The sequence below is a fragment of the Streptosporangium pseudovulgare genome (genome assembly GCF_014648055.1).
Lineage (GTDB): Bacteria > Actinomycetota > Actinomycetes > Streptosporangiales > Streptosporangiaceae > Streptosporangium > Streptosporangium pseudovulgare.
On the sequence record NZ_BMQJ01000001.1, the window covers coordinates 1 to 25,497 of the forward strand.

22 protein-coding genes are annotated in these 25,497 nt (G+C 72.7%); 10 read left to right on the forward strand and 12 right to left on the reverse strand.

Annotation, left to right across the window (positions count from 1 at the left end; all coding sequences use genetic code 11):
* Positions 1 to 386: 386 nt before the first annotated feature.
* The 11 genes from der to pyrG all read right to left on the reverse strand — a co-directional run bounded on the left by der (position 387) and on the right by pyrG (position 12,150).
* The gene (gene der / locus IEZ10_RS00005) at positions 387 to 1,775 is read right to left on the reverse strand and encodes a ribosome biogenesis GTPase Der (RefSeq protein WP_229810907.1); all 1,389 of its coding nucleotides are present in this window, start codon (positions 1,773 to 1,775) and stop codon (positions 387 to 389) included.
* Between the two features lie 29 nt (positions 1,776 to 1,804).
* On the reverse strand, positions 1,805 to 2,461 hold the full coding sequence (gene cmk / locus IEZ10_RS00010) for a (d)CMP kinase (protein WP_308426234.1): 657 nt from the start codon (positions 2,459 to 2,461) through the stop codon (positions 1,805 to 1,807).
* Between the two features lie 140 nt (positions 2,462 to 2,601).
* Positions 2,602 to 3,717: a prephenate dehydrogenase gene (locus tag IEZ10_RS00015; RefSeq protein ID WP_189244376.1), complete on the reverse strand. Its 1,116-nt coding sequence runs from the start codon at positions 3,715 to 3,717 to the stop codon at positions 2,602 to 2,604.
* A gap of 124 nt (positions 3,718 to 3,841) precedes the next feature.
* Entirely contained in the window at positions 3,842 to 4,201 is a 360-nt protein-coding gene (gene aroH / locus IEZ10_RS00020; RefSeq protein ID WP_189244377.1) for a chorismate mutase, read from the reverse strand.
* Positions 4,202 to 4,284: 83 nt separating this feature from the next.
* Positions 4,285 to 6,171, reverse strand: coding sequence for a pseudouridine synthase (locus IEZ10_RS00025; RefSeq protein ID WP_189244378.1), 1,887 nt, complete (start codon positions 6,169 to 6,171; stop codon positions 4,285 to 4,287).
* A complete protein-coding gene (gene scpB / locus IEZ10_RS00030) occupies positions 6,168 to 6,728 on the reverse strand; it encodes an SMC-Scp complex subunit ScpB (RefSeq protein WP_189244379.1) in 561 nt (186 codons plus the stop codon). Before scpB ends, IEZ10_RS00025 begins: the two co-directional genes overlap by 4 nt.
* Positions 6,725 to 7,573, reverse strand: coding sequence for a segregation and condensation protein A (locus IEZ10_RS00035; protein WP_229810788.1), 849 nt, complete (start codon positions 7,571 to 7,573; stop codon positions 6,725 to 6,727). Before IEZ10_RS00035 ends, scpB begins: the two co-directional genes overlap by 4 nt.
* Before the next feature lie 198 nt (positions 7,574 to 7,771).
* Positions 7,772 to 8,731, reverse strand: coding sequence for a ParA family protein (locus IEZ10_RS00040; RefSeq protein WP_189244380.1), 960 nt, complete (start codon positions 8,729 to 8,731; stop codon positions 7,772 to 7,774).
* Between the two features lie 99 nt (positions 8,732 to 8,830).
* Complete coding sequence (locus IEZ10_RS00045) at positions 8,831 to 9,757, reverse strand: tyrosine recombinase (protein ID WP_189245007.1); 927 nt, start codon at positions 9,755 to 9,757, stop codon at positions 8,831 to 8,833.
* Between the two features lie 12 nt (positions 9,758 to 9,769).
* Positions 9,770 to 10,435, reverse strand: coding sequence for an NUDIX domain-containing protein (locus IEZ10_RS00050; protein WP_189245008.1), 666 nt, complete (start codon positions 10,433 to 10,435; stop codon positions 9,770 to 9,772).
* 44 nt (positions 10,436 to 10,479) lie between these two features.
* Entirely contained in the window at positions 10,480 to 12,150 is a 1,671-nt protein-coding gene (gene pyrG, locus IEZ10_RS00055) for a CTP synthase (RefSeq protein ID WP_189244381.1), read from the reverse strand.
* 175 nt (positions 12,151 to 12,325) lie between these two features.
* Between pyrG and IEZ10_RS00060 the strand changes: the two genes are divergently transcribed.
* From IEZ10_RS00060 to IEZ10_RS00075, 4 genes are all read left to right on the forward strand, one after another.
* Positions 12,326 to 13,045: an acyltransferase gene (locus IEZ10_RS00060; RefSeq protein ID WP_373287368.1), complete on the forward strand. Its 720-nt coding sequence runs from the start codon at positions 12,326 to 12,328 to the stop codon at positions 13,043 to 13,045.
* A gap of 104 nt (positions 13,046 to 13,149) precedes the next feature.
* Entirely contained in the window at positions 13,150 to 13,740 is a 591-nt protein-coding gene (locus IEZ10_RS00065) for a DUF4126 domain-containing protein (protein ID WP_189244383.1), read from the forward strand.
* Between the two features lie 144 nt (positions 13,741 to 13,884).
* A complete protein-coding gene (locus tag IEZ10_RS00070; RefSeq protein WP_189244384.1) occupies positions 13,885 to 14,499 on the forward strand; it encodes a hypothetical protein in 615 nt (204 codons plus the stop codon).
* 236 nt (positions 14,500 to 14,735) lie between these two features.
* On the forward strand, positions 14,736 to 15,605 hold the full coding sequence (locus tag IEZ10_RS00075; protein ID WP_229810789.1) for an ion transporter: 870 nt from the start codon (positions 14,736 to 14,738) through the stop codon (positions 15,603 to 15,605).
* 118 nt (positions 15,606 to 15,723) lie between these two features.
* Here IEZ10_RS00075 and uvrB read toward each other — a convergent pair whose 3' ends face one another.
* Positions 15,724 to 17,835, reverse strand: a complete 2,112-nt coding sequence (gene uvrB / locus IEZ10_RS00080) for an excinuclease ABC subunit UvrB (RefSeq protein ID WP_229810790.1) — start codon at positions 17,833 to 17,835, stop codon at positions 15,724 to 15,726.
* Between the two features lie 453 nt (positions 17,836 to 18,288).
* Between uvrB and IEZ10_RS00085 the strand changes: the two genes are divergently transcribed.
* The 6 genes from IEZ10_RS00085 (at position 18,289) to IEZ10_RS00110 (ending at position 25,481) form a co-directional block, all read left to right on the forward strand.
* Complete coding sequence (locus tag IEZ10_RS00085) at positions 18,289 to 19,989, forward strand: SPFH domain-containing protein (RefSeq protein ID WP_189244385.1); 1,701 nt, start codon at positions 18,289 to 18,291, stop codon at positions 19,987 to 19,989.
* Positions 19,986 to 21,275: an SPFH domain-containing protein gene (locus IEZ10_RS00090; RefSeq protein WP_229810791.1), complete on the forward strand. Its 1,290-nt coding sequence runs from the start codon at positions 19,986 to 19,988 to the stop codon at positions 21,273 to 21,275. Before IEZ10_RS00085 ends, IEZ10_RS00090 begins: the two co-directional genes overlap by 4 nt.
* 222 nt (positions 21,276 to 21,497) lie before the next feature.
* The gene (locus tag IEZ10_RS00095; RefSeq protein ID WP_189244386.1) at positions 21,498 to 22,271 is read left to right on the forward strand and encodes a sporulation protein; all 774 of its coding nucleotides are present in this window, start codon (positions 21,498 to 21,500) and stop codon (positions 22,269 to 22,271) included.
* Positions 22,272 to 22,638: 367 nt separating this feature from the next.
* Positions 22,639 to 23,649, forward strand: a complete 1,011-nt coding sequence (locus IEZ10_RS00100) for a hypothetical protein (RefSeq protein WP_189244387.1) — start codon at positions 22,639 to 22,641, stop codon at positions 23,647 to 23,649.
* A gap of 9 nt (positions 23,650 to 23,658) precedes the next feature.
* The gene (locus IEZ10_RS00105) at positions 23,659 to 24,447 is read left to right on the forward strand and encodes a hypothetical protein (protein ID WP_189244388.1); all 789 of its coding nucleotides are present in this window, start codon (positions 23,659 to 23,661) and stop codon (positions 24,445 to 24,447) included.
* A gap of 56 nt (positions 24,448 to 24,503) precedes the next feature.
* Positions 24,504 to 25,481, forward strand: coding sequence for an inositol monophosphatase family protein (locus IEZ10_RS00110; protein WP_189244389.1), 978 nt, complete (start codon positions 24,504 to 24,506; stop codon positions 25,479 to 25,481).
* Positions 25,482 to 25,497: the final 16 nt, after the last annotated feature.

Below are 25,497 nucleotides of genomic sequence, written 5' to 3' on the forward strand. Positions count from 1 at the left end.
AGAGCGAGAAGGTCGGGAACCTCAAGGGGTTCCTGGATGCGTGCGAACGACACACGACGGGGACCAGCGGGTACGGCGGAGGCGTTGCGCGAGGCTGCCAACAGGCGTCCTTCCGGAGAGCACGGATGGAATCGAACTTCGCGCACGCCAAAACGCCCCGGCGGGATCCAGGGCGTCGGAGGGCAGCGCGAGGCAGCAGCATAACGCAAATGGTAAACGAATGTCCACACCTACTAGGCATGTCAACCTCGGTGCCATCTTCAGGATGGCACAGCCCTGTCGAACTCGTCAACTCTCACGGACCCCGTCGTCTTCCGCGGGGCGTCCCGCGGAAGACGACGGGCGGCCCGGCTCGTGCCGGGCCGCCCGTGACACCGCCGCGGCGGCTACTTCCGCTTCGCCGCCCCCGAGGACTGCCGCTTCTCGCGGATCTTCATGGTGACCTCGATCGGGGACCCGGCGAAGCCGAACTCCTCGCGGATCCGCCGCTCGACGAAGCGGCGGTAGGTCTCCTCCAGGAAGCCGGAGGTGAACAGCACGAACTTGGGCGGCTCCGTCGACGCCTGCGTGGCGAAGAGGATCTTCGGCTGCTTGCCGCCCCGGACCGGCGGCGGGGTCGCCGCGACCAGCTCGGTGAGGAAGGCGTTGAGCCGCGCCGTCGGGACGCGGGTGGACCAGGAGTCCAGCGCCTTCTCCAGCGCCGGGACGAGCCGGTCGACGTGCCAGCCGGTCATGGCGGAGATGTTGACCCGCAGCGCCCACGGGACGCGGACGAGCTGGCGGTCGATCTCCTTCTCCAGGTAGTAGCGGCGGTCCTCGTCGACGAGGTCCCACTTGTTGAACGCCACCACCATGGCCCGGCCGGACTCGATGACCAGGGAGATGATCCGCAGGTCCTGCTCGGTCAGCACCTCGCCGGCGTCGATGAGCACGACCGCGACCTCCGAGCGCTCCAGCGCAGCCCGGGTGCGCATGCTCGCGTAGAAGTCGGCGCCCTTCAGCTCGCGGTCACGGCGGCGGATGCCGGCGGTGTCCACGAAGCGCCACGTCCGGCCGCCGAGCTGGATCAGCTCGTCCACCGGATCGCGGGTGGTGCCGGCCATCGGGTCGACGAGGACGCGCTCCTCCCCCGCGAGCTTGTTCAGCAGCGAGGACTTGCCGACGTTGGGCTTGCCGACCAGGGCCACCCGGCGCGGGCCGCGCTCGGCCTCGAAGGTCTGCTTCGGAGTCTCAGGCAGCGCGTCGAGGACCACGTCGAGCAGGTCACCGCTGGACCGGCCGTGCAGGGCGGAGACCGGCTGCGGCTCGCCCAGGCCGAGGGACCACAGCGCGGCGGCCTCCAGCTCCATCTGCTGGTTGTCGACCTTGTTGGCGGCGAGGATGACCGGTTTGCCGGAGCCGCGCAGCACGTGGCCGACGATCTCGTCGGCGTCGGTCACGCCCACGGTCGCGTCCACCACGAACAGGATCACGTCGGCCAGGTCGGCCGCGATCTGCGCCTGCTCGGCGATCCGCAGGGCCATGCCGGTCGCGTCGGGGTCCCACCCGCCGGTGTCGACCACCGTGAACCTGCGCCCGCGCCAGGTCGCGTCGTAGGTGACCCGGTCGCGGGTCACGCCCGGAACGTCCTCCACGACCGCCTCGCGGCGGCCGATGATCCTGTTGACCAGGGTGGACTTGCCCACGTTGGGGCGGCCCACCACGGCCACGACCGGCTGCGGGCCCAGATCGGGGCCCGCCTCCGGGGAGCTGTCGTCGGTACCCGGATCGGTCAGCTCAGCCTCGATCCAGCCGCTTTCTTCGCTCACACTTTTTCCTTAATCAGACGGAGCACCTCGGCGATGACCTCTTCCAGGTTCAGCGCCGTGGTGTCGAGCTCGACGGCGTCTGCCGCCTTCGCCAGCGGGTCGGTCTTCCGCGTCGAGTCCAGGGTGTCGCGCCGGGCCATCGCGGCCTTCTGCGCCTCCACCGTGGTGCCGGTGAGCTCCGCCGTACGGCGAAGCGCCCGGGCCTCCGCGCTCGCGGTCAGGTAGATCTTGACCGGGGCCTCGGGGGCCACGACCGTGCCGATGTCACGGCCCTCGACGACGATGTCGCCCGCCCCGATGATCTCGCGCTGCTCGGCCACCAGCCGGCGCCGCACCTCGGGCACCGCGCTGACGGCGGAGACCGCCGCGGTGACCTCGGCCGTCCGGATGGGCCCGGCGGCGTCGACGCCGTCGACGGCGACCGTGGGCGCGTCGGGGTCGGTGCCCATCGAAAGGGCCGGTTCCGAGGCCCTGACCGCGATCGCCGCGGGGTCGGTGAGATCGACCTCTCCCTGCAGCATCCACCACGTGATCGCCCGGTACATCGCCCCGGTGTCGAGATAACGCAGCCCCAGCGCCCGCGCGACCCCGCGCGACGCGCTCGACTTGCCCGACCCCGAAGGACCGTCCATGGCGACGACCAGTCCGGCCACGGCGCCTCTCCCTTACAGCCCGCTTCAGTTGTCTGTACGAGGCTACCGGCAGCCGGGCCGCAACCTCGCATCGGAGGCCGGGCGAGGTCCGGGCGGCGGCCAGGAGGCCGGCGTCGGCGGGCCGGGGCAGGTGCCGGAGGTCAGGGCAGGTGCCAGCCGTGGGCGCGCAGCGCCTCCGACAGCGCCGGCACCGCCTCCGGCTGCACCAGCAGGTCCGCCGCGCCCAGCGGCAGGCCGGGGGCGTGCTCCAGCCGGACGTCCTCGATGTTGACGCCCGCGTCCCTGGCCACCTGGAACAGCCGGGCCAGCTCACCCGGACGGTCGCCGATGATGACCTGGACGGTCGCGTAGGCGCGCGCCGGGCCGCCGTGCTTGCCGGGGATGCGGCCGGTGCCCGCGACGCCGCGGCGCAGCAGCTCGGTGACCCTGCCCATGGCCTCCGGATCCGCCGGGGCGTCCGCCGCGCCCGGGGCGCTTTCGGCGTCGGGGCCCGCCGAGGCGCGCAGCGAGGCCGCGGCGGCGGCGAGATCGGCCGCCACCGCCTCCAGCACGTCGGCCACCGGCAGCGCGTTGCCCGACAGGATGCCCGTCCACAGGTTCGGGTCCCCGGCCGCGATGCGCGTGACGTCGCGGACGCCCTGCCCGGCCAGGCCGAGCGCGGCGGCCGGGGCCTCGGCGAGCCGGGCGGCCACCGCGGAGGCGGTCACGTGCGGGGCGTGCGAGACGACCGCGACGGCCCGGTCGTGCTCGACCGCCCCGACCTGTACGGCCTCGCCGCCGCAGAGCTTGATCAGCAGGCGCAGGGCCTCCACCGCGTCGGGCGAGGTCTCCGCCGTCGGGCACAGCGCCCAGGGGCGGCCCAGGAACAGGTCCGCGCGGGCCGCCGCGGGGCCCGAACGCTCCCGGCCCGCGAGCGGATGCCCGGCGACGTAGGTGGCCAGGTCGCAGCCGATCTCGGCGGCCTGCCGGAGCGGGAGCGCCTTGACGCTGGCGACGTCGGTGTAGAAACGGGCCGCCCCGGCCCGCTGCAGCTCGGCGAGCTGGCCCGCCACCGCCTGCGGCGGGACCGCGATGACCGCCATGTCCACGCTCTCACCGGCCCACTCGACGCCGGCGCCCAGCTCGCTGGCCAGCCGTACGGCGGCCGGGTCGCGGTCGGCGAGGTGGACGGTGACGCCCTGCCCGCGCAGGGCGAGGGCCACCGACGCGCCGATCAGGCCGGTGCCGACGACGAGGACGTTTTCGAGGCCGCTCACGTCTGTCCTTAAGGTGTTGAGACCCGCGGCGGGGCCGACGGGATCTCCGCGGGGATCGCGGCGGAGGCCGCCGTCCGGATCATCGTCCGGATCCCCGCCCGGATCACCGGCCGGACCGCCGGGTTCACTGGGCGATGTCCACCCGCAGGGCGACCGCGCCGCGCAGGTAGACGTGCTGGATCTCCGCGCGCGGCCGGTCGGTCTCCACGTGGGCCATCAGCCGGACGACACGGGGCAGCGCGCCCGGGACGCCGATCTCGGAGGCGCAGATCAGCGGGACGTCGTGGAAGCCGAGCTTGCGGGCGGCCAGCGCGGGGAACTCCGCGGTCAGGTCGGGGGTGGCGGTGAAGATGACGCTGATCACGTCGTCGGTGGTGAGCCTGTTGCGCTCCATCACCTCGGTGACCAGCTCGGTGACGCCGGACAGGATGGACTCCCGGTCGTTCCCGTCGACCTGGACCGCCCCGCGGATCGCCCGCATCATCGCCGTTCCTCCTTTGCGTGCCCGCCGGACCCGCCCGAGGCGGGACGGGTCCGGCGGGCCCCGAACGCGTGTGTATCCGAAGGTTACAGGCCGACGGCGGCGTAGAGCTCGCCGACTTCCCTGAGGGTCAGCGCCCGGACCGTGCCCGGCTTGAGGCGGCCGAGCTTGACCGGGCCGAACTCGATGCGGGCGAGGTCGATGACCGGGTGGCCGACCTCCTCCAGCATGCGGCGCACGACGTGCTTGCGGCCCTCGTGCAGGATGATCTCCACCAGCGCCTGCTGACCGTGCTCCTGGACCACGCTGAAGGAGTCGGCCCGGGCGATGCCGTCCTCCAGCTCGATGCCCTTCTGCAGGCGGCGGCCGAGATCGCGCTCGATCTTGCCCGGCACCTTCGCCCAGTACTTCTTCTGCACGCCGTAGCTGGGGTGGGTGAGCCGGTTGGCCAGCTCGCCGTCGTTGGTGAGGAGGATCAGGCCCTCGGTCTCGGTGTCGAGGCGGCCGACGTGGAAGAGCCGCTCGGTGCGGTCGGCGACGTAGTCGGCCAGCGAGGGACGGCCCTCGGGGTCGGACATGGTGCTGACGACGCCGATCGGCTTGTTGATCGCGAGGTAGACCAGGTCGGGCATGGTCGGCAGGCGCTTGCCGTCCACGTGGATGACCTGCTTGGCCGGGTCGACGCGGGCGCCGAAGCGGCGGACCACCTGACCGTCGACCGTCACGCGGCCCTCGCCGATCATCTCCTCGCAGGCCCGGCGGCTGGCCACGCCCGCCTGGGCGAGGACCTTCTGCAGCCGGACGCCGCCGGGGACCTCGGTGGTGTCGCGCTCGTCGGTGTAGCCGGCCTCGTAGAAGTCGGGGTCGCGGCGCGGCTGGCGGGCGGTCTTGAACCGGTCGTTCCCGGCCCCGCCGGGTCCGCGCCCGGCGGGCGCCCCGGACGCGCGGCCGGCCGGACCGCGGCGCTCGCCGTACGAGCCGGACCGGCCGCCGCCGATCGTCTGGACCTCGTCCCGCCGGCCGGTCCTGCCGTACCGGGCACGGGAACCGCCGCGGGGGGCGTCGTCACGGCGCGGGCCACCGGAACGCTCCTCACGGCGAGGGCCGCCCGAGCGGTCGTCACGGCGCGGCGCGTCGAAGCGCTCCTCACGGCCCGAACCGCCGAAACGGTCTTCGCGGCGCGGGCCACCGGAACGGTCGTCACGGCTGGAGCCGCCGAAGCGGTCGTCACGGCGCGGGCCGCCGAAGCGGTCGCGCGAACCACCGCGCTCGGCCCGGAAGCCCCCGCGATCGTCACGCCGGGGCGCGTCGGAGCGGTCGTCACGGCGGAAGCCGCCGGAACGGTCGTCACGGCGCGGCGCACCGGAACGGTCGTCACGACCGGAACCGCCGAAACCACCGGAACGGTCGTCACGGCGCGGGCCGCCGAAGCGGTCGCGCGAACCACCGCGCTCGGCCCGGAAGCCCCCGCGGTCGTCACGCCGGGGCGCGTCGGAACGGGAGCCGCCGCGCTCATCGCGGCGGAAGCCGCCGGAACGGTCGTCACGGCGCGGCGCGCCGGAACGCTCCTCGCGACCGGAACCGCCGATGCCGCCGGAACGGTCGTCACGGCGCGGGCCACCGAAGCGGTCGTCGCGGCGCGGGCCACCGAAGCGGTCGTCGCGGCGCGGGCCGCCGGGACGGTCGTCGCGGCCGGAGCCGTACCGGCTCCGCGAACCGCCGCGCTCGGCCCGGAAACCCTCACGGTCGTCACGCCGGGGCCCGTCGAACCGGTCGTCGCGGCGCGGGCCGCCGGAGCGGTCGTCGCGGCGCGGCGCGTCGGAGCGGAAACCGCCCCGGGATCCGCCGCGGAAGCCGCCGGCCCCGGATGCTCCTCGGGTGCCGCCGCCTCCGCGGGGGCCGCCGCCGCGCGGGGCTCCGCCGCGGCCTCGACCGCGTCCATCACCGGACGGGGTGCTACGCCTGTCGTTCACTGCTTCTGCTCCTCTAGGTTTTCCACGTCGTCGGGAAGGAACGGTGCCAGCTCGGGAAGCTCCTCAAGCTCCCGGAGGCCCATCCGTTCGAGAAAGTACGAGGTCGTGCGGTAAAGAAGGGCCTGGCTCTCGGAGTCGGTGCCGGCCTCCTCGACCAGCCCCCTCGCCACCAGCGTGCGCATCACGCCGTCGCTGTTGACGCCCCGGATCGCCGCCACCCTGGCCCGGCTGACCGGCTGGCGGTAGGCGACCACGGCCAGGGTCTCCAGCGCGGCCTGGGTGAGCCGCGCCTGCTGGCCGTCGCGGACGAACCGCTCCACGAGGGGCGCGTGCTCGGCCCGCGTGTAGAACCGCCAGCCGCCCGCGACCTCTCTCAGGTCGAAACCCCGTCCGGCGGCGGTGTATTCCGCCGACAGCGCGCGCAACGCGGCGGCGATCTCCGGAACGGGGCGTTCGAGCACCTGGGCGAGGGTCCGCTCGGCGACCGGTTCGTCCACCACGAGCAGGATGGCCTCCAGCCCGGCGCGCAGACCGGCCTCGGGCGCCACGTCGGTCATGAAGCTTCTTTCCTGCCGCTCTCGTCGTAGTCGTCCGCCACGGCGATGTCGCCGTCGTCGCTGCCCGTCCAGGTCACATGCAGCTCTCCCAGGGGCTCGATCTGCTCGAAGGAGACGGCAGCCTCCCGGTAGAGCTCCAGGACGGCCAGGAAACGCGCGACGACCTCGAAGGTGCCGGCGCAGTCGGAGGTGAGCGCCCGGAACGTCGCCCGGCGGATCCGCCTCAGCCGCTCGACAAGGATAACCGCCTGCTCGCGGACATTGGCGAGCGGCTGGTAGATGTGGGCGACCGACACCGAGGGCGGCGCCTTGGGGGTGAAGGCCCGTCGTGCGATCTCCGCGAGGCGCTCGGGGCCGATGCCCAGCACCAGTTCGGGCAGGAGACCGGCGAACCGCGCCTCCATGGGGACGAGCCGGGGGAAGCGCAGCGCCTCCTCGGCCATCCGGCCGGAGAAGACCTTCGCGACCTCCTTGTAGGCCCGGTACTGCAGGAGGCGGGCGAACAGCAGGTCGCGGGCCTCCAGCAGGGCGAGGTCCTCCTCGTCGTCCACCTCGCCGGACGGCAGCAGCCGGGCCGCCTTCAGGTCGAGCAGGGTCGCCGCGACGAGCAGGAAGTGGCTCGTCTGGTCGAGGTCCCACTCCGGTCCCCTGGCCCGGATGTAGGCGATGAACTCGTCGGTGACCTGGCTGAGAGAGACCTCGGTGATGTCCAGCTTGTGCTTGGCGATCAGGCCGAGCAGCAGGTCGAAGGGACCCTCGAAGACCTCCAGGCGGACCCGGAAGGTGTCGGCGGCCGGTTCCGGCCGCCCGGCCGGCTGTGGCTCCGGCTGCGGCTGCTCGGTCATCCCGCCATTGTCCCGCACCCCGGCCGCGCTCATCGCCCCCCGGCGCGCCGTCGCGCCCGTTCTCCCGGCGCCATCGCGCCCGTTCCCCGGCACGCCGCGGCGCCCGCCGTCGTCCGTGCCCGTCGCACCCGGCCGTCCCGGGTCGCGCTCACCGGCCCCGGGTGCCCCGCCCGCGGCCGCTCTCCGCCGTACGGCGGGTCACCGTTCCTGGGCGCGCTCCTCGGCGCTCCACCTGGCCAGGACCTCGCGGGCCAGCTCGCGGTAGGCGCTGGCGCCGAGCGAGGAGGGGTCGAAGCTGGTGATGGGCTCGCCGGCCACCGTGGCGTCCGGGAAGCGGACCGTACGGTTGATCACGGTGTGGAACACCTTCTCGTCGAACGCCTCGACCACCCGGGCCAGCACCTCGCGGCCGTGCAGGGTGCGCGCGTCGTACATGGTGGCGAGCAGGCCCTCGATGACCAGGTCCTCGTTGATGCGCTGCTGGACCTTCATGATGGTGTCCATGAGCAGCGCGACGCCGCGCAGCGCGAAGAACTCGCACTCCAGCGGGACCATGACGCCGTGCGCGCAGGCCAGCGCGTTGATCGTGAGCAGGCCCAGCGAGGGCTGGCAGTCGATCAGGCAGACGTCGTACTCGGGCAGCAGCGGCTTGATCACCCGGCCGAGCACCTGCTCGCGGGCGACCTCGGTGACGAGCTGGACCTCGGCCGCGGACAGGTCGATGTTGCTCGGCAGCAGGTCCATGCCCTCGACGCCGGTCTCCATCAGGACTTCCCTGGCGGTGATCTGCGGGTCCATCAGGAGGTTGTAGACCGTCAGGTCGAGCTGGTGGGGGTTGATGCCCAGGCCGACCGACAGGGCGCCCTGCGGGTCGAAGTCGACCAGCAGCACCCTCAGCCCGGCCTCGGCCAGCGCCGCGCCCAGGTTGATGGTGGTGGTGGTCTTGCCGACGCCGCCCTTCTGGTTCACCATGGCCACGATGCGCGCCGGTCCGTGCACCGTACGCGGGGGCGGGTCGGGGAAGACCGGGCGGGGCCGCCCGGTGGGGCCGAGGACTCCCCCCGGGTGAGGGGTCCCCGCGGTCTTGGTGTCGCCCCAGGGATTCTCGGGGTTTCCGGGGGTCGTTCCCCGAGCAGAACCGTCGGTGGTCACAGTCACCAGTTGAACCTCCCTGACGGCCTCGAACCGGACCGTCCGGACGGACACTATGGCGTCAACACGTATGCGGCAAGGCGGCACGCCCGAACGCGGACAAGCTCAATGCCGCGCGCGGGGGCGCGCGGCGGCGTACGCCTCCCGGAGCTTGTCGACCGTGACCAGGGTGTAGACCTGCGTGGTCGTCACCGAGGCGTGGCCGAGCAGCTCCTGAACCACCCTAACGTCCACACCCCCGTCTAGGAGGTGTGTTGCGAACGAATGTCGCAAGATATGGGGCGAGATTCCGTCCAGTCCCCCGCGCTCGGCGGCGGCCTGGAGCACCTCCCAGGCGCCCTGGCGGGTCAGCCGGCCGCCCCTGGCGTTGAGGAACAGCCCCGGACCGCCCCCGCCCTGAACGGCGATGCGGGGGCGCCCCCGGGTGAGGTAGGCGCCCAGCGCCTCCCTGGCGAAGCGGCCCAGCGGCACCGCGCGGACCCGCCCGTCCTTGCCGCGCAGCCGTACCCGCTGGATCTCGGCGCCCAGGTCGACGTCGTCCACGGCGAGCCCGACGGCCTCGGAGATGCGGGCGCCGGTGCCGTACAGCAGCTCCAGCAGCGCCCGGTTGCGCATGGTGAGCGGCGCGCCCTCGGGCCCGGCGGCGGCGATGAGCCGCTCCACCTCCGCCACGCTGATCGCCTTGGGCAGCCGCCGCAGACGGCGCGGCGGGCGCACCGCGTGCGCGGGGTCCTGCCCGGACAGGCCCTCGCGCAGCGCGAAGCGATGCAGGCCGCGTACGGCGGAGGCGGCACGCGCCACGGAGCTGGCGACGAGGGCCTGGTGGTCCTCGTCGCCGTCCCCGAGCGCGGTCAGGAAGGCCGTGACGTCGCCCTCGACGACCTCTCCGAGGGCGACGCGGCCGCGGCTCCTCAGGTGCGCGGTGTAGCGCAGGAGGTCACGGCGGTAGGAGGCCAGTGTGTTGGCGGCCAGCCCCCGCTCCACCGCGAGGTGGGCGAGGTAGCTCTCGAGGACGGCCTCCGTCTCGCTCAGGGTGTCCTCCTGTCATGCCTCCGGTGCGTCGGCGGGCCGCAGAGAGGCGAAAGCGTCCGCCGAAGCGGCGTATGCGGCGAGAATACCGGCCACGGCCTGGGAATTGTGGATCATTCCCGCCAGGGCACGCCGAACCGCTTCGGACAGGGGAATCCACACCACCGGCATGTCGGCCTCCTCATGCCGCCGGACGAAGTCCAGCTCCCCCTCGGGGATGGGGCTGAGGTCCCTGGCGAGGAAGATCCGGGTCCGCTCGTCCGTCATCCCCGGCGAGATGAAGGCGTCGACGAGGGTGTGCCAGGTCCGCGCGCGGTAGCCCGCCTCCTCGGCCAGCTCCCGCGCCGCCCCGGCGTGCAGCGGCTCGCCGTCGACGTCACGCAGCCCGGCGGGCAGCTCCCACAGCAGCCGCCGGGCCGGGTGGCGGTACTGGCGGATCATCAGGACCCGGTCCTCGTCGTCGAGCGCCACCACGGCCACCGACCCGGGGTGACGGACGTAGTCGCGGGCGACGACCTCGTCCTCGCCGTCCCCGCCCGGCATGACGACCCGGTCGGTCAGCGCGGTGATGACCCGCCCGGAGAAGTGCTCGGCCGAGGAGACGACCTTCCACTCCTCCGGGACGTCGACGACCTCGGGGACCCCGGGACCGGCGGAGGCGTCCGCCCGGTCCGCCGTCACCCGCCCGGAGTCGTCCGTACGGTCCGCCTGCGGTTCGGGGGCGCTCACTTGCCCCGCCCGGCCTTCGCCGTGGTGCCGCGGGCCTCGGCGTAGGCCAGGGCGGCGGCGACGAGGCCCTTGAACAGGGGGTGCGAGCGGGTGGGCCGGGAGCGGAACTCCGGGTGCGCCTGGGTGCCGATGAAGAACGGGTGGACGTCGGTGGGCAGTTCGGCGTACTCCACCAGGCGGCCGTCGGGCGACAGGCCGGAGAAGACCATGCCGATCTTCTCCAGGTCGGCGCGGTAGGCGTTGTTGACCTCGTAGCGGTGGCGGTGGCGCTCGTCGGCCCTGGCCTTGCCGTACAGCTGGCGGGCGAGGGAGCCCTCGGTGAGCTTGGCGGGGTAGAGGCCCAGCCGCATGGTGCCGCCCATGTCGCGGTCGCCGGCGACGACGTCCTTCTGGTCGGCCATGGTGGAGATCACCGGGTGCGGCGTCTCGGGGTCGAACTCGGTGCTGCCGGCGTCCTCGATGCCCGCGAGGTTGCGGGCGGCCTCGATGACCATGCACTGCATGCCCAGGCAGATGCCGAGCAGCGGGACCTTGTTCTCCCGGGCGTGCCGGACCGCGCCGAGCTTGCCCTCGATGCCGCGTACGCCGAAGCCGCCGGGGATGAGCACGCCGTCCACGCCGTCGAGCTCGCGGGCGGCGCCCTCGGGGGTCTCGCAGTCGTCGCTCTTGACCCAGCGGATGTTGACGCGGGCGTCGTTGGCGAAGCCGCCGGCGCGCATCGCCTCGGTGACCGACAGGTAGGCGTCGGGCAGGTCGATGTACTTGCCGACGAGCGCGATCGTGACCTCCCTGGCCGGGTGGTGCACCCGGCGCAGGAGCTGCTCCCACTCCTTCCAGACGACGTCGCGGAAGGGCAGGCCGAGGCGGCGGACGACGTAGGCGTCCAGGCCCTCGGTGTGCAGGACCTTGGGGATGTCGTAGATGCTCGCGGCGTCCACGGCCGAGACGACGGCGTCCTCGTCGACGTCGCACATCAGGCTGATCTTGCGCTTGATCGGGGTGGCGACCGGCCGGTCCGAGCGCAGGACGATGGCGTCGGGCTGGATGCCGATGCTGCGCAGCGCGGCCACGGAGTGCTGGGTCGGCTTGGTCTTCAGCTCGCCGCTCGGCCCGATGTACGGCAGCAGCGAGACGTGGAGGAAGAACACGTTGTCGCGGCCGACCTCGTGGCGGACCTGGCGGACGGCCTCGAGGAAGGGCAGCGACTCGATGTCGCCGACGGTGCCGCCGACCTCGGTGATGACCACGTCGACGTCGGGGCCGGCCATGGACCGGATGCGGTCCTTGATCTCGTTGGTGATGTGCGGGATGACCTGGACGGTGTCACCGAGGTACTCGCCGCGGCGCTCCTTGGCGATCACGTTGGAGTACACCTGGCCCGTGGTCACGTTCGCGGAGCCGTGCAGCTCGGTGTCGAGGAAGCGCTCGTAGTGGCCGACGTCGAGGTCGGTCTCGGCCCCGTCGTCGGTGACGAAGACCTCACCGTGCTGGAACGGGTTCATCGTCCCGGGGTCGACGTTGAGGTAGGGGTCGAGCTTCTGCATGGTGACTCGCAGGCCACGCAGCTTGAGAAGGCGTCCGAGGCTCGACGCCGTCAGTCCCTTGCCGAGACTGGAGGCGACGCCGCCGGTGACGAACAGATGCTTGGTTTGTGCGGCGCTGCGCAAGGAGTCTCCCGTGGTCGCGATAGAGCTGCAGGCACCCCCTGATGGGGGCCTACTGTCCACGGGCTCTCAGAATATCAAACGGCTGCCGCGAACCGCCCCGTCACCTGCCCTGCCCCGCATTTCCCGGGTAAACCCTCGAACGGTAACTTATCCCCCTATGTCACTACATGGGGTGTTGAGGCGCGTCCTCGGCACTCTTGTCCACCGCGGCTGGTCCGCGCTCCGCGCAGCCGGCGCGGTCACCCCGGCCAGCCCCGGCGGCTACCGGTTCCGCCGCCTGGGCGAGGGCGCCTGCCTGGCCTTTCCCATCGGCGCCGTCTTCGGCGAGCGGTGGATCGAGATCGGCGAGCACACCCTCGTCGGCGAGCGGGTCTCCATCTCCGCTGGCATGGGCCCCGGGGTGGACCTCGGCCCCGGCAGCGTCGTGCGGATCGGCGGCCACTGCTCCATCGGCCGGGGCGGCCACATCGTCGGGCACCAGTCGATCGACATCGGCGACCACGTCTTCACCGGCCCCTACGTCTACATCACCGACCAGAACCACGTCTACGACGACCCCGAGACGCCGATCGGCCGCCAGTGGCCCCGCAACAACCCCGTGGTCATCGGCTCCGGCTCCTGGCTGGGCACCGGCGCGATCATCCTGCCGGGCACCCGGATCGGCCGGCAGTGCGTGGTCGCCGCCGGAGCCGTGGTCCGCGGCGAGTTCCCCGACCACAGCGTGATCGCCGGCGTCCCGGCGAGGGTGGTCCGCCACCACGTCCCCGGCCACGGCTGGCTCCCACCCCACCTCGCCGCCGACGGCTCCCCCGGAGCCCCCGTGCCTCCCGGAGAGCCCGCGATCCCCGGAATCACCGTGACATCCGATGACGCGGTGACCTCGGGGACACCGTGATCCCCGTACCTCCCGGGGCCTCCGCCGCCGCCGCGGTCCGCCGAGACGGGATCTTTGCGCCGTGATCGTTCGTTGAGGGAAGGGCGACAGACGGAGGAGGCACGATGCTCGCGGCACTGACGGGCCTGGGGCTGTCCACGGCGGCCGGGCTCAACGCCTACATCCCGCTGCTGGTCGTCGGCGTGCTCGCCAACCTCACCGACGAGGTGCGGCTGCCGAACGAGTTCGCCTGGCTGTCCAACGGCTGGGTGCTCGCGATCATCGGCGTGCTGCTGCTCGCCGAGATCGTGCTCGACAAGGTCCCGGCGGTCGACAGCGTCAACGACATGATCCAGACGGTCGTCCGCCCGGCCTCCGGCGGCGTGGTGTTCAGCGCCACCGAGGCGGCGGCCCGGCTCGACGGCTCGGCCTGGATGAGCCACAACCCCTGGCTGAGCTGGGTGCTGGGCATCGCGATCGCGCTGGCCGTACACGTGATGAAGTCCACCGCCAGGCCGGTCGTCAACGTCTCCACCGCCGGGGTGGGCGCCCCCGTGGTCAGCACCCTGGAGGACGCCGGCTCGCTCGGCATGAGCCTGGTCGCCGTCTTCCTTCCGGTCCTGGTGATCGTCGGCGTGGCGATCCTCGCCCTGTTCGGCTGGTGGGCGATCCGCAGGGTACGGCGCCGCCGCGCCCTGCGCCGAAGTCCGACCTGACCCCGGCCCCGGCCCCACCGGGTCCTGCCCGGCCGCCCCAGCACAGGACGGGCGGCCCCGCGGCCGGATCCTCCCGCCCACGGCTCCGCCCCGTCCCCGGTCCCGGGGATATGCTCGAAGAACCCGTCTCGCCCCCGTCAGGAGGTGGCTCCCATCGGCACTTTCGTCACCATCGCGCTGGTGATCCTGCTGTTCGTCCTTCTCGCCTCGGCGGCCGGGATCTACCTCCTGGTCAAGGTCGGCAAGAAGGCCACCAAGGAGGCCCGCAAGGTCGGCGACCGGGTCGCCACCCACGTGGCGTCGATGGGCACCGGCGAGGCCGCCGAGGCCGAGCGGATGCGCATCGACCTGCGCCGGGAGGTCTCCCTGACCCGCCAGGCCGTCGAGCAGGCGTTGCGCGACGGCTGGGGCCTGGGCGACCTGCCCCACCTGATGGCCGAGATCGCCGTACAGGCCGACCAGCTCGACGCCCAACTCGGCCTCTACGCCCGGCACGCCCGCATGCCTTCCAACTCCGACCGCCACTCGTTCGGCCTGCTGCGCGACCACCACGCCAAGCTGACCGATTCCTGCTCCCGCATCCGAGCCGACCTGCTCAACGACCAGATGTCGCACTCGGCCGGGGTCATCGCCGACCTCCAGAGCCGCACCGACCTGGAGATCGAGGCCCGCCGCCGCGCCCCCGACCCGCTGGACCAGATCGACGAGCTCTACCGGCGCACCATGCTCAGCCGCCCCCAGCGGGAAGAGCCCCGCTGACGAAAGGCGGAGCGATCCACCCGGGACGGCTGCGGACGTCCGCCGGCTTCGACGTGGACATCGACCTCGATCTGAGCACGTACATGGACGGCAAGGCTCCGTAGGAGCCGCTCCACGTCCGTCTCCGCCCGCGCGGCGGCCCTCTCCCCGCCGCGGGCGTCCCGGCTCTCCCGTGCCAATGGGGTGTCCGCTGGTGCGCCGAAAAGGTGTCGTGCCGGATTTGGGATGATCGACCGGTGATCCCTCCCCCTACGGAAGCCGGCCGGGCATCGGCACGAGAACGTGTACGCCGCATCCTCGAAACCCCCCGCCTGCAGCGGGTCGTCATCGTCGTCATCGTCCTCAACGCGGTCACCATCGGCTGCGAGACCTCCTCGCTCCTCGTCGACCGGATCGGCGGCCTGCTGCACGTGATCGACCGGGTCACCCTGGCCGTCTTCGTCGCCGAACTCGCCGCCCGGCTGTACGCCTACCGTGGGAAGTTCTTCCGCGACCCGTGGAACTGGTTCGACACGCTCGTCGTGGCGGTCTCCTTCGCCCCCGCGTCGGCCTCCACCTCGGTGCTGCGCACACTGCGGATCGTGCGGGCGCTGCGCCTGGTGTCGGCCGTGCCCAGCATGCGGAAGGTCATCGGCGCCCTGATGGCGGCCGCCCCCGGCATGCTCTCGATCGTCGGCCTGATCATCCTGCTGGTGTACGTCTCGGCGGTGCTGGCGACGCACCTGTTCCGCGACACCGCTCCGCAGTACTTCGCCGAACTGCCCACCTCGCTGTTCTCCCTGTTCCAGGTCATGACCGGCGAGGGATGGCCCGACATCGCCTCCGAGGTGATGGGGCAGAAGCCCTGGGCGTGGGTGTTCTTCGTCGGCTACATCCCGCTGACCACCTTCGTGGTGCTGAACCTGTTCATCGCCGTCGTCGTCAACGCCATGGACGACCAGACCACCTCGGCCGAGGAGCAGCGCGTCGAGGACACGCTCACCGTCATCGCCGGGGAACTGGCCCGCCTGCACGCCAAGATCGACGAACTGCAGGCGTCCGCCGGCGACCGGCACCCCGGCGGGAAGGCCGCGGCGGAGTCCTCCGACATGGCCGGGCCCCGCTAGCCCACGGACCAGATCATGCCGTCGCTGAACGGCGTCGCCTCCCTGCCATGGGGGCTCACAGCGGGAAGGATCTCCTCGGGCCGCCCCGGAGGTCTCACTCCCGGGGCGGCCGGTCGGCTCAGGAGACGCCGGCCTCGCGCATGTCGCGGACCTCGCGCTTGAGCTCCTTGATCTCGTCGCGGAGCCGGGCGGCGACCTCGAACTGCAGGTCGGCCGCGGCCTGGTGCATCTGCTCGGTGAGCGAGGCGACCAGCTCCTCCAGCTGGGCCCGGGGCATCTCCCCGGCGATGGCCTTGGCGTGCTGGCCGGCGGCCTTGGAGGCGAAGCCGGGGACCGGCGCCTTGCCGCGCGTCTGCTGGCGGCCGCCGCCGCCGAGGAGCTGCTCGGTGTCGGCGTCCTCGCGGTTGAGCGAGTCGAGGATGTCGGCGATCTTCTTGCGGAGCGGCTGCGGGTCGATGCCGTGGGCCTCGTTGTAGGCGATCTGCTTGGCCCGGCGGCGGTTGGTCTCCTCGATCGCCCGCTCCATGGACGGGGTGATCCGGTCGGCGTACATGTGCACCTGGCCGGAGACGTTGCGGGCCGCGCGGCCGATCGTCTGGATCAGCGAGGTCTCCGAGCGCAGGAAGCCCTCCTTGTCGGCGTCGAGGATGGCCACCAGCGACACCTCCGGCAGGTCGAGGCCCTCACGCAGGAGGTTGATGCCGACCAGCACGTCGAACTCGCCGGAGCGCAGCTCGCGGAGCAGCTCGATGCGGCGCAGGGTGTCGACCTCGCTGTGGAGGTAGCGGACCCGGATGCCGAGCTCCAGGAGGTAGTCGGTGAGGTCCTCGGCCATCTTCTTGGTCAGCGTGGTGACGAGGGCCCGCTCGTCCTTCTCGGCGCGGATCCTGATCTCGTGGACGAGGTCGTCGATCTGCGACGTCGTGGGCTTTACGATCACCTCGGGGTCGACCAGGCCGGTCGGCCGGATGACCTGCTCGACCACGTCGCCGCCGGAGCGGCCCAGCTCGTAGGGGCCGGGGGTGGCCGAGAGGTAGACGGTCTGGCCGATCCGCTCCAGGAACTCCTCCCACTTCAGCGGGCGGTTGTCCATCGCGGACGGCAGCCGGAAGCCGTGCTCGACGAGCGTGCGCTTGCGGGAGGCGTCACCCTCGTACATCGCGCCGATCTGCGGCACGGTCTGGTGCGACTCGTCCAGCACGAGGAGGAAGTCCTCGGGGAAGTAGTCGAGCAGGGTGTTGGGGGCGCTGCCGGGGGCGCGGCCGTCCATGTGGCGCGAGTAGTTCTCGACGCCGGAGCAGGTGCCGATCTGGCGCAGCATCTCCAGGTCGTAGGTGGTGCGCATGCGCAGCCGCTGCGCCTCCAGGAGCTTGCCCTGGCGCTCCATCCTCTCCAGCGTCTCGGCCAGCTCGGCCTCGATGCCGGCGATGGCCTTCTCCATCCGCTCGGGGCCCGCGACGTAGTGGGAGGCCGGGAAGATGTAGACCTCGTCGTCGTCGGTGATCACCTCGCCGGTCAGCGGGTGCATCGTGGAGAGCTTCTCGATCTCGTCGCCGAACATCTCGATGCGCACGGCGAGCTCTTCGTACTTCGGGATGATCTCGATGGTGTCGCCGCGCACCCGGAAGGTGCCCCGGGTGAAGGCCAGGTCGTTGCGGGTGTACTGCATGTCGACCAGGCGGCGCAGCAGCCGGTCACGCTCGATCTCCTGGCCCACCTGGAGGCGGACCATGCGGTCGACGTACTCCTGCGGGGTGCCCAGGCCGTAGATGCACGACACCGACGCCACCACGATCGTGTCGCGGCGGGTCAGCAGCGAGTTGGTCGCCGAGTGGCGCAGCCGCTCGACCTCGTCGTTGATCGAGGAGTCCTTCTCAATGTAGGTGTCGCTCTGCGGGACGTACGCCTCGGGCTGGTAGTAGTCGTAGTACGAGACGAAGTACTCGACCGCGTTGTTCGGCATCATCTCGCGCAGCTCGTTGGCGAACTGCGCGGCGAGCGTCTTGTTGGGCTGGATGACCAGGGTCGGCCGCTGCAGCCGCTCGATCAGCCAGGCGATGGTGGCGGTCTTGCCGGTGCCCGTGGCGCCCAGCAGGACGGTGTCCTTGTCCCCCGCGCCCACGCGCCGCTCCAGATCGGCGATCGCTGCGGGCTGGTCGCCCGACGGGGTCATCTCGGTGACCACCTGGAAGGGCGCCACCTTGCGCTGCAAATCAGTTACCGGCCTCACTCCACCCACTGTAGGCGGGCCCACCGACATTTCCGCCCGGCCGCCCGCCCGGCCGACCGGCCGACCGCGGCCCGGCTGGACGGCCACGGCCCGGCGCGCGCGTACGGCGCGCGGGCCGCGCGTCCGCGGTCCGCCCGGCCGTACGGCGGGCCGCGCGTCCGCGATCCGTCCGGCCGTACGGGCACCTTCGGCCCGCCGGGCGCGTTGGGCGTAAAGAGAGCGTAAAAAAGGGCGTCCGAACGGGCGAGGGCGCGGGACGGAGACACGGGGTTGACGGGTGGCTTCCAGGATGGGCCGGACGGCTTCAATCCGGTGGCAAGCCGACGTCAAGCCCGGAGGACTTCACTGCCGGATACGGCTCCGCCACCCGGTGCCCCATCCTGATACGCCAAACAGAATCCCCCAAAGACTGATATATCGGACTATCTCGTACGACTACCCCCCGGAGGTCAGATGTCCCGGTCACAACAGGTCATGCGGACCGCTGCGGCGGCCGCCCAGGCGATAGGACAGGGAGGTGACCCGCGCCAGATGGCCGGCCAGGCCATGGGCCGGCTGGCGGGCCAGTTCACCGGCCAGGCGCCCGGCGAGAAGGGCTTCGCGCTCGACCCGGCCGACTTCGCCGCGGCCCGCGACCAGGACGTCTCCACCGGGACGGTCATCGAGGCCCGCAGCGCCTCACTGGCCGAGGCCGGTGAGATCCTCAGCCGGAGCTTCACCGCGGCCGGGCCGGACGGCCGGCCGGCCCACGTGATCTCACCGGTGGTGATCCCCAAGGGGACGACGGCGCGGTTGATCGTCCCGCTGGTGGTCCTGGCCGTCCTCGGCCTGGCCGGGCTGGTGGCCACCGGGCTGCCCGACGGCGCGCGGGTGCTGTTCGGCCCGCACTACTGGCTGGTCCTGGTGCTGGCCGCCGCGTTCCTGTGGTGGCGGCGCAGCGTGGTCATGGTCCCCGAGGGCGCCAAGGCGCTGATCACCAAGTTCGGCAAGCTCGTGCAGATCGCCGAGCCGGGCCGGGTGACGCTGTTCAACCCGTGGAAGCGGGTCAGCTACATCGTCAACACCACCCGCGAGTACCCCTTCAACGCGCCCATCAGCGAAGCCCCGACCCAGCAGGGCGTCAAGGCGAGCGTCGACCTGTTCCTGCAGTTCCGCATCGAGGACCCGGCCGAGTTCATCTTCGTCCTCGGCTCGGTCGCCGGCTTCCAGGCCAAGCTGCAGAACGCCATCAGCGAGGTCACCCGCTCCCTCATCTACGCCCAGCGCGCCGAGGAGATCTACGACCTGGTCGGCGAGAGCACCCTGGGCATGCTGGACAGCCTCAACCAGCAGTTCCTGCCCGCCGTACGGCTCACCGACGTGAACATCACGCACGCCGAGCCGACGAGCCAGGAGTACCGGATGGACCTCGCCGCCCCCGAGATGATCAGGGTGGCCAAGGAGGCGTACACCTACGAGTACGAGCTGCAGCTGCGCAAGGAGCAGAACGAGGGAGACCTCGTCAGGGAGCTCGCCGGGCTGCAGGAGCAGCTGTCGGCCATCCAGGCCGAGATAGCCGGATACCAGGCCCGGATGGACACCGCGCTGGAGCGCGCCTCCTACCAGGCCAAGGCGCAGGCGAGCCAGCGGCTGGTGGAGGCGGAGTCCACCGCCAAGGCCAACGCGGCGCTGCTGGAAGCGCAGGCGCTGGACATCCGGGCGCTGAGCGCGGCCCAGGCGCCGGAGATCCTGGACTACCGGTTCCAGCAGGACCTGCTCGACAAGCTGGAGGCGGTGGCCGCGCACCTGCCCCGGATGGTGCAGGTGGGCGAGCAGCCCGACATCGACCTGCTGACCCTGGCCAGGCAGCTCGTCGGCAGCCGCGACACGCAGCTGTTCTCCGAGCAGGACATGGCGGCCATCAGGGCGCGCGTCACCGAGATCGGCAGGCGGGTCGAGGAGCGCGGGTCGGAGATCGCCGCCCTGCTGAACCCGGCTCCGGAGACCGGCGGCGCGGGCGGCGGAACAGGCGGGACCGGCGGCACCGGTACGGCGGGCGGGACCGGCCCGGCCGGGACGTCGCAGGCGGGGCGGGCAGAGCCGTCGGAGCGGGCGCTCCGGGCGGCCGAGGCGCAGGGCGGGCCGGCGGCCCGGGAAGGTGAGGACGTGCGATGAGCGCGGAGTTCTCCAAGATCAAGGAATCCCTGGCCTCCTGGTCGGAGATCCGCCAGCTGCTGCGCGGCGGCGAGTCGGGCCGGCTGGTCCCGGTGGTCATCCCCAAGGACCGCCGCGGCTTCGCCTGGCTGACGCTGCCGTTCGCCGCGCTCTACCTCGCCGGCACGGCGGTGCTCGCCGGCGGGGTGATCTCCTTCCTGTCCGCGGTGGGCGCGGTGGTCCTGCTGCTGGCCTCGCTGGTCTGGGTGTGGCGGCGGGCGATCATCGAGATCGAGGAGGGCACCACCGGCGTGCGCAGCCGCTGGGGCGCGATCATCGGCACCCTGCCCCCGGGCCGCCACTACCTGTGGCTGCCGTGGGACCGGGTGGACGCGGTGGTGGACACCTCCACCGAGATCCCCTACTCGGCGCCGATCGTGGCCTGCCCGACCGCGGAGAACGTGCCGCTGAAGTCGATCGAGTTCTTCCTGAAGTTCCGCATCGTCGACCCGGTGGCCTTCGTCCGGACGATCGGGGCGAGCAACTTCGACCTCGTGCTGAGCAGCGCCGTACAGGACGCCATCCGCCAGCGCAGCCGCAGGGTGCACACCGAGCGCGCCTACGACCTGCGCGGGTCCGACGTCGGCGACATGCAGGAGCTGCTGACCCGCCAGCTCGGCCGGTACGGCGTGCGGATCACCGGCGCCAACATCCCCGACGTGCAGCTGCCCGACGCCTACCAGCAGCACCTGGCCACCCGGGAGAAGGTCGCCAAAGAGCTGTCGGCGTTCGAGCGGGAGTGGGAGCTCACCCGCAAGCGGCGGATCGACACCCTGCTGATGGAGATCGAGCGCGCCAAGAAGACGCGGGACGCGCGGATCGTGGAGGTGCGGGCCGCCGCCAACACCGCCCGCAAGGACGTCGCCCGCATGCTGGAGGAGCACGAGACCGAGGCCCAGCGGGTGCGCTGGGAGATCGAGGCGAAGGGCCGGGCCGAGCTCACCTCCGCCGAGAACGAGGCCCGGGGGCTGCGCAGGCTGGCCGACTCCTACCGCGACAACCGGGCGGTGCTCCAGTACGAGCTGGCCCGCCGCCGTCTCGACGTGGGGGCCAGGCTCGCCGAGAGCGCCCCGCGTCCCCTGGTGGTCCGCACCGACGGCACCTCCGGCGAGTCGTCGGCGCTGTCCACGATGCTCCTGGCCCAGCTCCTGCCGCGGATCGGCGGCATCGGCGACGGCGGCGCCGGGAGCGGGAACGGTGTGAACGGTGTGAACGGCCAGGGCAGGCCGTCCACCCAGCCCGGCTGAGCCCGTCCCGATCGAGCCCGTCCCCGGCCGGACCCCGCCCCGGCCGGGGCGTCCCGCCTCCGATCCGTCTCCGCGACGCGCGTCCCCATCGGGCGCGCCCATCCCGAACCCGTCCGGCCACGAGCGTCCCGGCCGGGCACGCCCCACTCCAGACCCGTTCCGACTCGCGCCTCCTGACCGGGCGCGTCCCACCTCACATCAGACGACACCCGGGGAGTCCCCATGGTTTTCCGCAAGCTGATGGCCGCGTTCGGCGCGGGCGTCGAAGTCGACACGATCCTGCAGAACTCCCACGTCCGCCCCGGCGAGATCCTGCGCGGGCGCGTCGACTTCCGCGGCGGCGGCTCCGACCACCAGGTCGAGGGCATCTTCATCGACTTCACCGCGGTCGTCGAGGTCGAGAGCGGCGACAACGAGCACCACGCGACCTACAGCTTCCTGCGCGAGCAGGTGGCCGGGCCGTTCCAGCTCGCGGCGGGCACGGCCCACTCGGCGCCGTTCGAGATCGCCGTCCCGTGGGAGACCCCGATCAGCGCCGTCGGCGGCCACCCGCTGCGCGGCATGCGGCTCGGCGTGGCCACCGAGCTGGCCCTGGCCGGGGCGCTGGACAAGGGCGACCTCGACCCGCTGTTCGTCAACCCGCTGCCCGCCCAGGACAACGTGCTCGGCGCGCTGAGCCGGATGGGCTTCCACTTCAAGAAGGCCGACCTGGAGCGGGGCACGCTGCGCGGCTCGCGGATGCCTTTCTTCCAGGAGATCGAGTACCACGCGGGCCACGAGTACGGCCGGCACTTCAGCGAGCTGGAGCTGACGTTCATCACCGGGCCGCACTCGATGGACGTCATCCTGGAGGCCGACAAGCGAGGCGGCTTCCTGTCGTCCGGCGGCGACACCTACGACCGGTTCACGGTCCGGCACGGCGACCATCCGGGCCAGGTGGAGCAGTCGCTGCGCGCGGGGCTGGAGTCGATGGCCCGCAGGCGCGGCTGGTTCTGACCATCCCGGTCACCCTCCCGTACGGCCGGCGCCCCGCCGGTGATCCGGCCGGCCGTACGGGGGACCCGGGCGTGGACGCCCGCTTTCCGGGAGAGCGTCGAGGCGGCCGGATCCCGTCCCGTTCCGTGCCTGGAGCGCGGCGGGATCCGGTCCTACTATGACGGCGGGGACATCGGCCGCGCGGGGCGGCGACCCGGGCGGGGCCGCGGATCGGGCAGGGCCGCGGGCGAAGCGTGAACCGGGGCGGATCGGACGGGACCGCGGACGAGACGCGGACCCGGCGGACCCGGCGGACCCGGCGGACCGGGCGGACCCGCGGACGGGCCGGTGGACCCGGTGAACGGGCGGGCGGACGGGCGGAGCGCGCATGGGTCGGATGGCACGGTTCGGGACATGGCTCGGCAAGAACGCCGACGGTTTCATCGCCCTGCTGCTCGCGGTGGGCGTCGGCGTGGTGGGCCTGCTGGACGACGCCATCGACAAGGCCGTGCGCGACCAGGTGATCGAGTCCGGGACCCTGCTGGTGCTGGCCCTGCTGACCACCGCGATCCTGCGTGACCGCTGGCGCCAGGAGCCGGCCGAGACGGCGATGCGGGAGAGCTTCGCCAGGACCGCCACGCTGCCGGAGCGGATGCAGCGGCTGGAGGGCGTGGTCTCCGATGCCGGGCGAGCGCTTGCGGACCTGTCGGTCGTCAAGGTCCTCAACGGCGCGGAGGAGATCGCCAAGGCGCACGCGGAGGCGCGCGCCGGCACCGACCGCTGGACCTTCAAGGGCGGTACGGGCACCTACCTCCGCGCGGTGACGCTGCCCGAGTGCGTGGCGGCCGCGCGGGCGCAGCGGCGCGCGCTGCTGATGCGCCTGGAGATCATCGACCCGGCCGACGAGCGGGTCTGCGAGGCGTACGCCCGCTTCCGCCGGTCAATGTCGCAGGAGCCGGACGGCACGGGCGAGGTCTGGACGGCCGAGCGCACCCGCAAGGAGGCGTTCGCCACCATCCTCGCGGGCTGCTGGTACCACCAGCGGTTCGGCCTGCTGGAGATCCACATCGGGCTGTCGGCCACGATGACGACGTTCCGCTGGGACCTGTCGGCCTCCTCACTGATCATCACCGGGGAGGACCCGCGGCGGGCGCTGCTCGCCGGGCGGCGGTCCTTCTACTACGACAGCTGCACCACCGAGCTGATGGCCAGCCTGGAGCAGGCCAGGAGGGTGCCGATCGAGCTGGCCAGGTCGGTCCCGCTCGGCGACGAGCCGACGATCGAGGAGGTGCGCAAGCTGTTCGAGACCCTCGGCCTGCCCCTCCCCCGGTCCTACACCGACAGGGATGTCGCCGACCTCACGCGCAAGGCGCTCCGGGCCAAGAATCCCTACCCCTGACGGGACGAGATGAGATACCAGGAGCTGTACGAGGAGATGACCGGCGGCCGCGGGGGCGAGGCCCTGCGCGGCTGGGCCGGGCGGGTGCTGCGGGACATCGCGTCGGGCGCCTCCCCGGTCGCCGGGGTCCGCCATCCGCTCGGGTTCCTCTGCCTGCCGCTGGAGCGGACCGGGGAGTACGGCGTGTGCCTGCACATCTGGTCCGGCGCGCTGCCGCGCGCCGCCTCCACCACCTCCCAGATCCACTGCCACAGCTGGGACCTGGTCAGCCACGTGCTGTACGGCCGGGTGGAGAACGTGCGCGCCGACGTCGGCGACGCGGGCGGCGGCGCGGGGGACGATGCGGGTGACGGCGCCGCGGGCGCGACCGGCGGGATCCCCGGGCACGCCGGAGAGGCCACGGGCGGAAACGGTGGAACACCCGGGCACGCCGGAGAGGCCACGGGCGGAGGCGGTGGGACGACCGTCCCGCCCGGGGCCACCCACCGGGTCTTCGAGGTCGTCAGCGACGCGGGCGGCGACCGCGTCCTGCCGACCCCGCGCACCGTCCGGTGCGCCCCCGGGGTGAGCGAGGTGTACGGGCCGGGCGAGACCTACACGCTGCCCGCCGGGGTGTTCCACTCCAGCGTCGTGCCCGGCGGGGAGACCGCCACGATCGCGCTGGGCCACGGCCGTCCCGGCCGCAGCGACCTGTCGCTCGGCCCGCTCGGGCTCGGCGCCCACCTGGTCCCCCGCCACCGCTGCGACGCGCGGGAGACCGCGCGGGCCGCGCTGCACGCGGCGGGGCGCCTGTCCTGACCGCCCACCGGGCGGACCGGCGGGCGCCGGTCCACGACACGACCGAGGAGGACCACATGGTTCGGCAGGCGAGCGAGGGCCGCGCCGGAGAAGGCGCCGCGGGACAGGACGAGGAGCACACCGGGAACGGCGCCGCAGAGCGGGACGAGGATCGCGCCGGAGACGGCGCCGCGGAGCGGGACGAGGATCGCGCCGCCGCGCCGACGGATCTGGAGCGCGCCCGCCGGGTCGCCGTGGACGCCGCGCGGGCGGCCGGCTGGCTGATCACCGAGGGCACCCGGGCGGCCCTCGTGGTCAACCCCAAGGGCGACGACGGCGACGTGGTCACCGACCTCGACCTCTCGTCGGAGAGGCTGCTGGTCGGCCGGGTCCTCTCGGCGTTCCCCGGGCACGCGGTGATCTCCGAGGAGGCGGGCGTGCTGGGTGAGGCCGGGTCGGAGTGGACGTGGGTCATCGATCCGCTCGACGGCACCAACAACGTGGCGATCGGCCTGCCTCTGTACGCCGTGGGCCTGGCGCTGTGCCGCGGCGGGCGGCCCGAGCTGGGGGTCGTGCACGAGCCGGTGACCGGCCGTACCTGGTCGGCCGTGCGGGGCCGGGGCGCGGTCGGCCCGGCGGGCCCGCTGTCGGCTCCGCCGTACCGGCCCGGCCGCTCCGGTCCGGTGCTGGCCTGGGTCCAGGGGTACGGCGTGCGGCGCGGCGACCCCGTGGCCACGGCGCTGAAGGCGGCGCTCGACCTGCGTGCCCGCCGGGTGCTGCGGCTGTGGGCCCCGCTGCTCGCCTGGGTGATGCTGGCCCGGGGGGACATCGACGGGATCGTGGGCTACCGGACCGGGGTCGTCGATCTGCCGGGCGGCCTGCTGATCGCACGGGAGGCCGGGGCGGTGGTCGGAGGCTTCGACGGCGCGCCGTTCGACCGCGTCCCGCTGGACGGGAGCGGGTGCGACTTCGTCGCCGGGCGGGCCGGGCTGCGGGAGGAGCTGCTGGAGGAGGTCCTGAAGGAGGCCGGGGCCGTCCAGGAGGCCGCACGCTGACCCCCGTGGGCTCCCC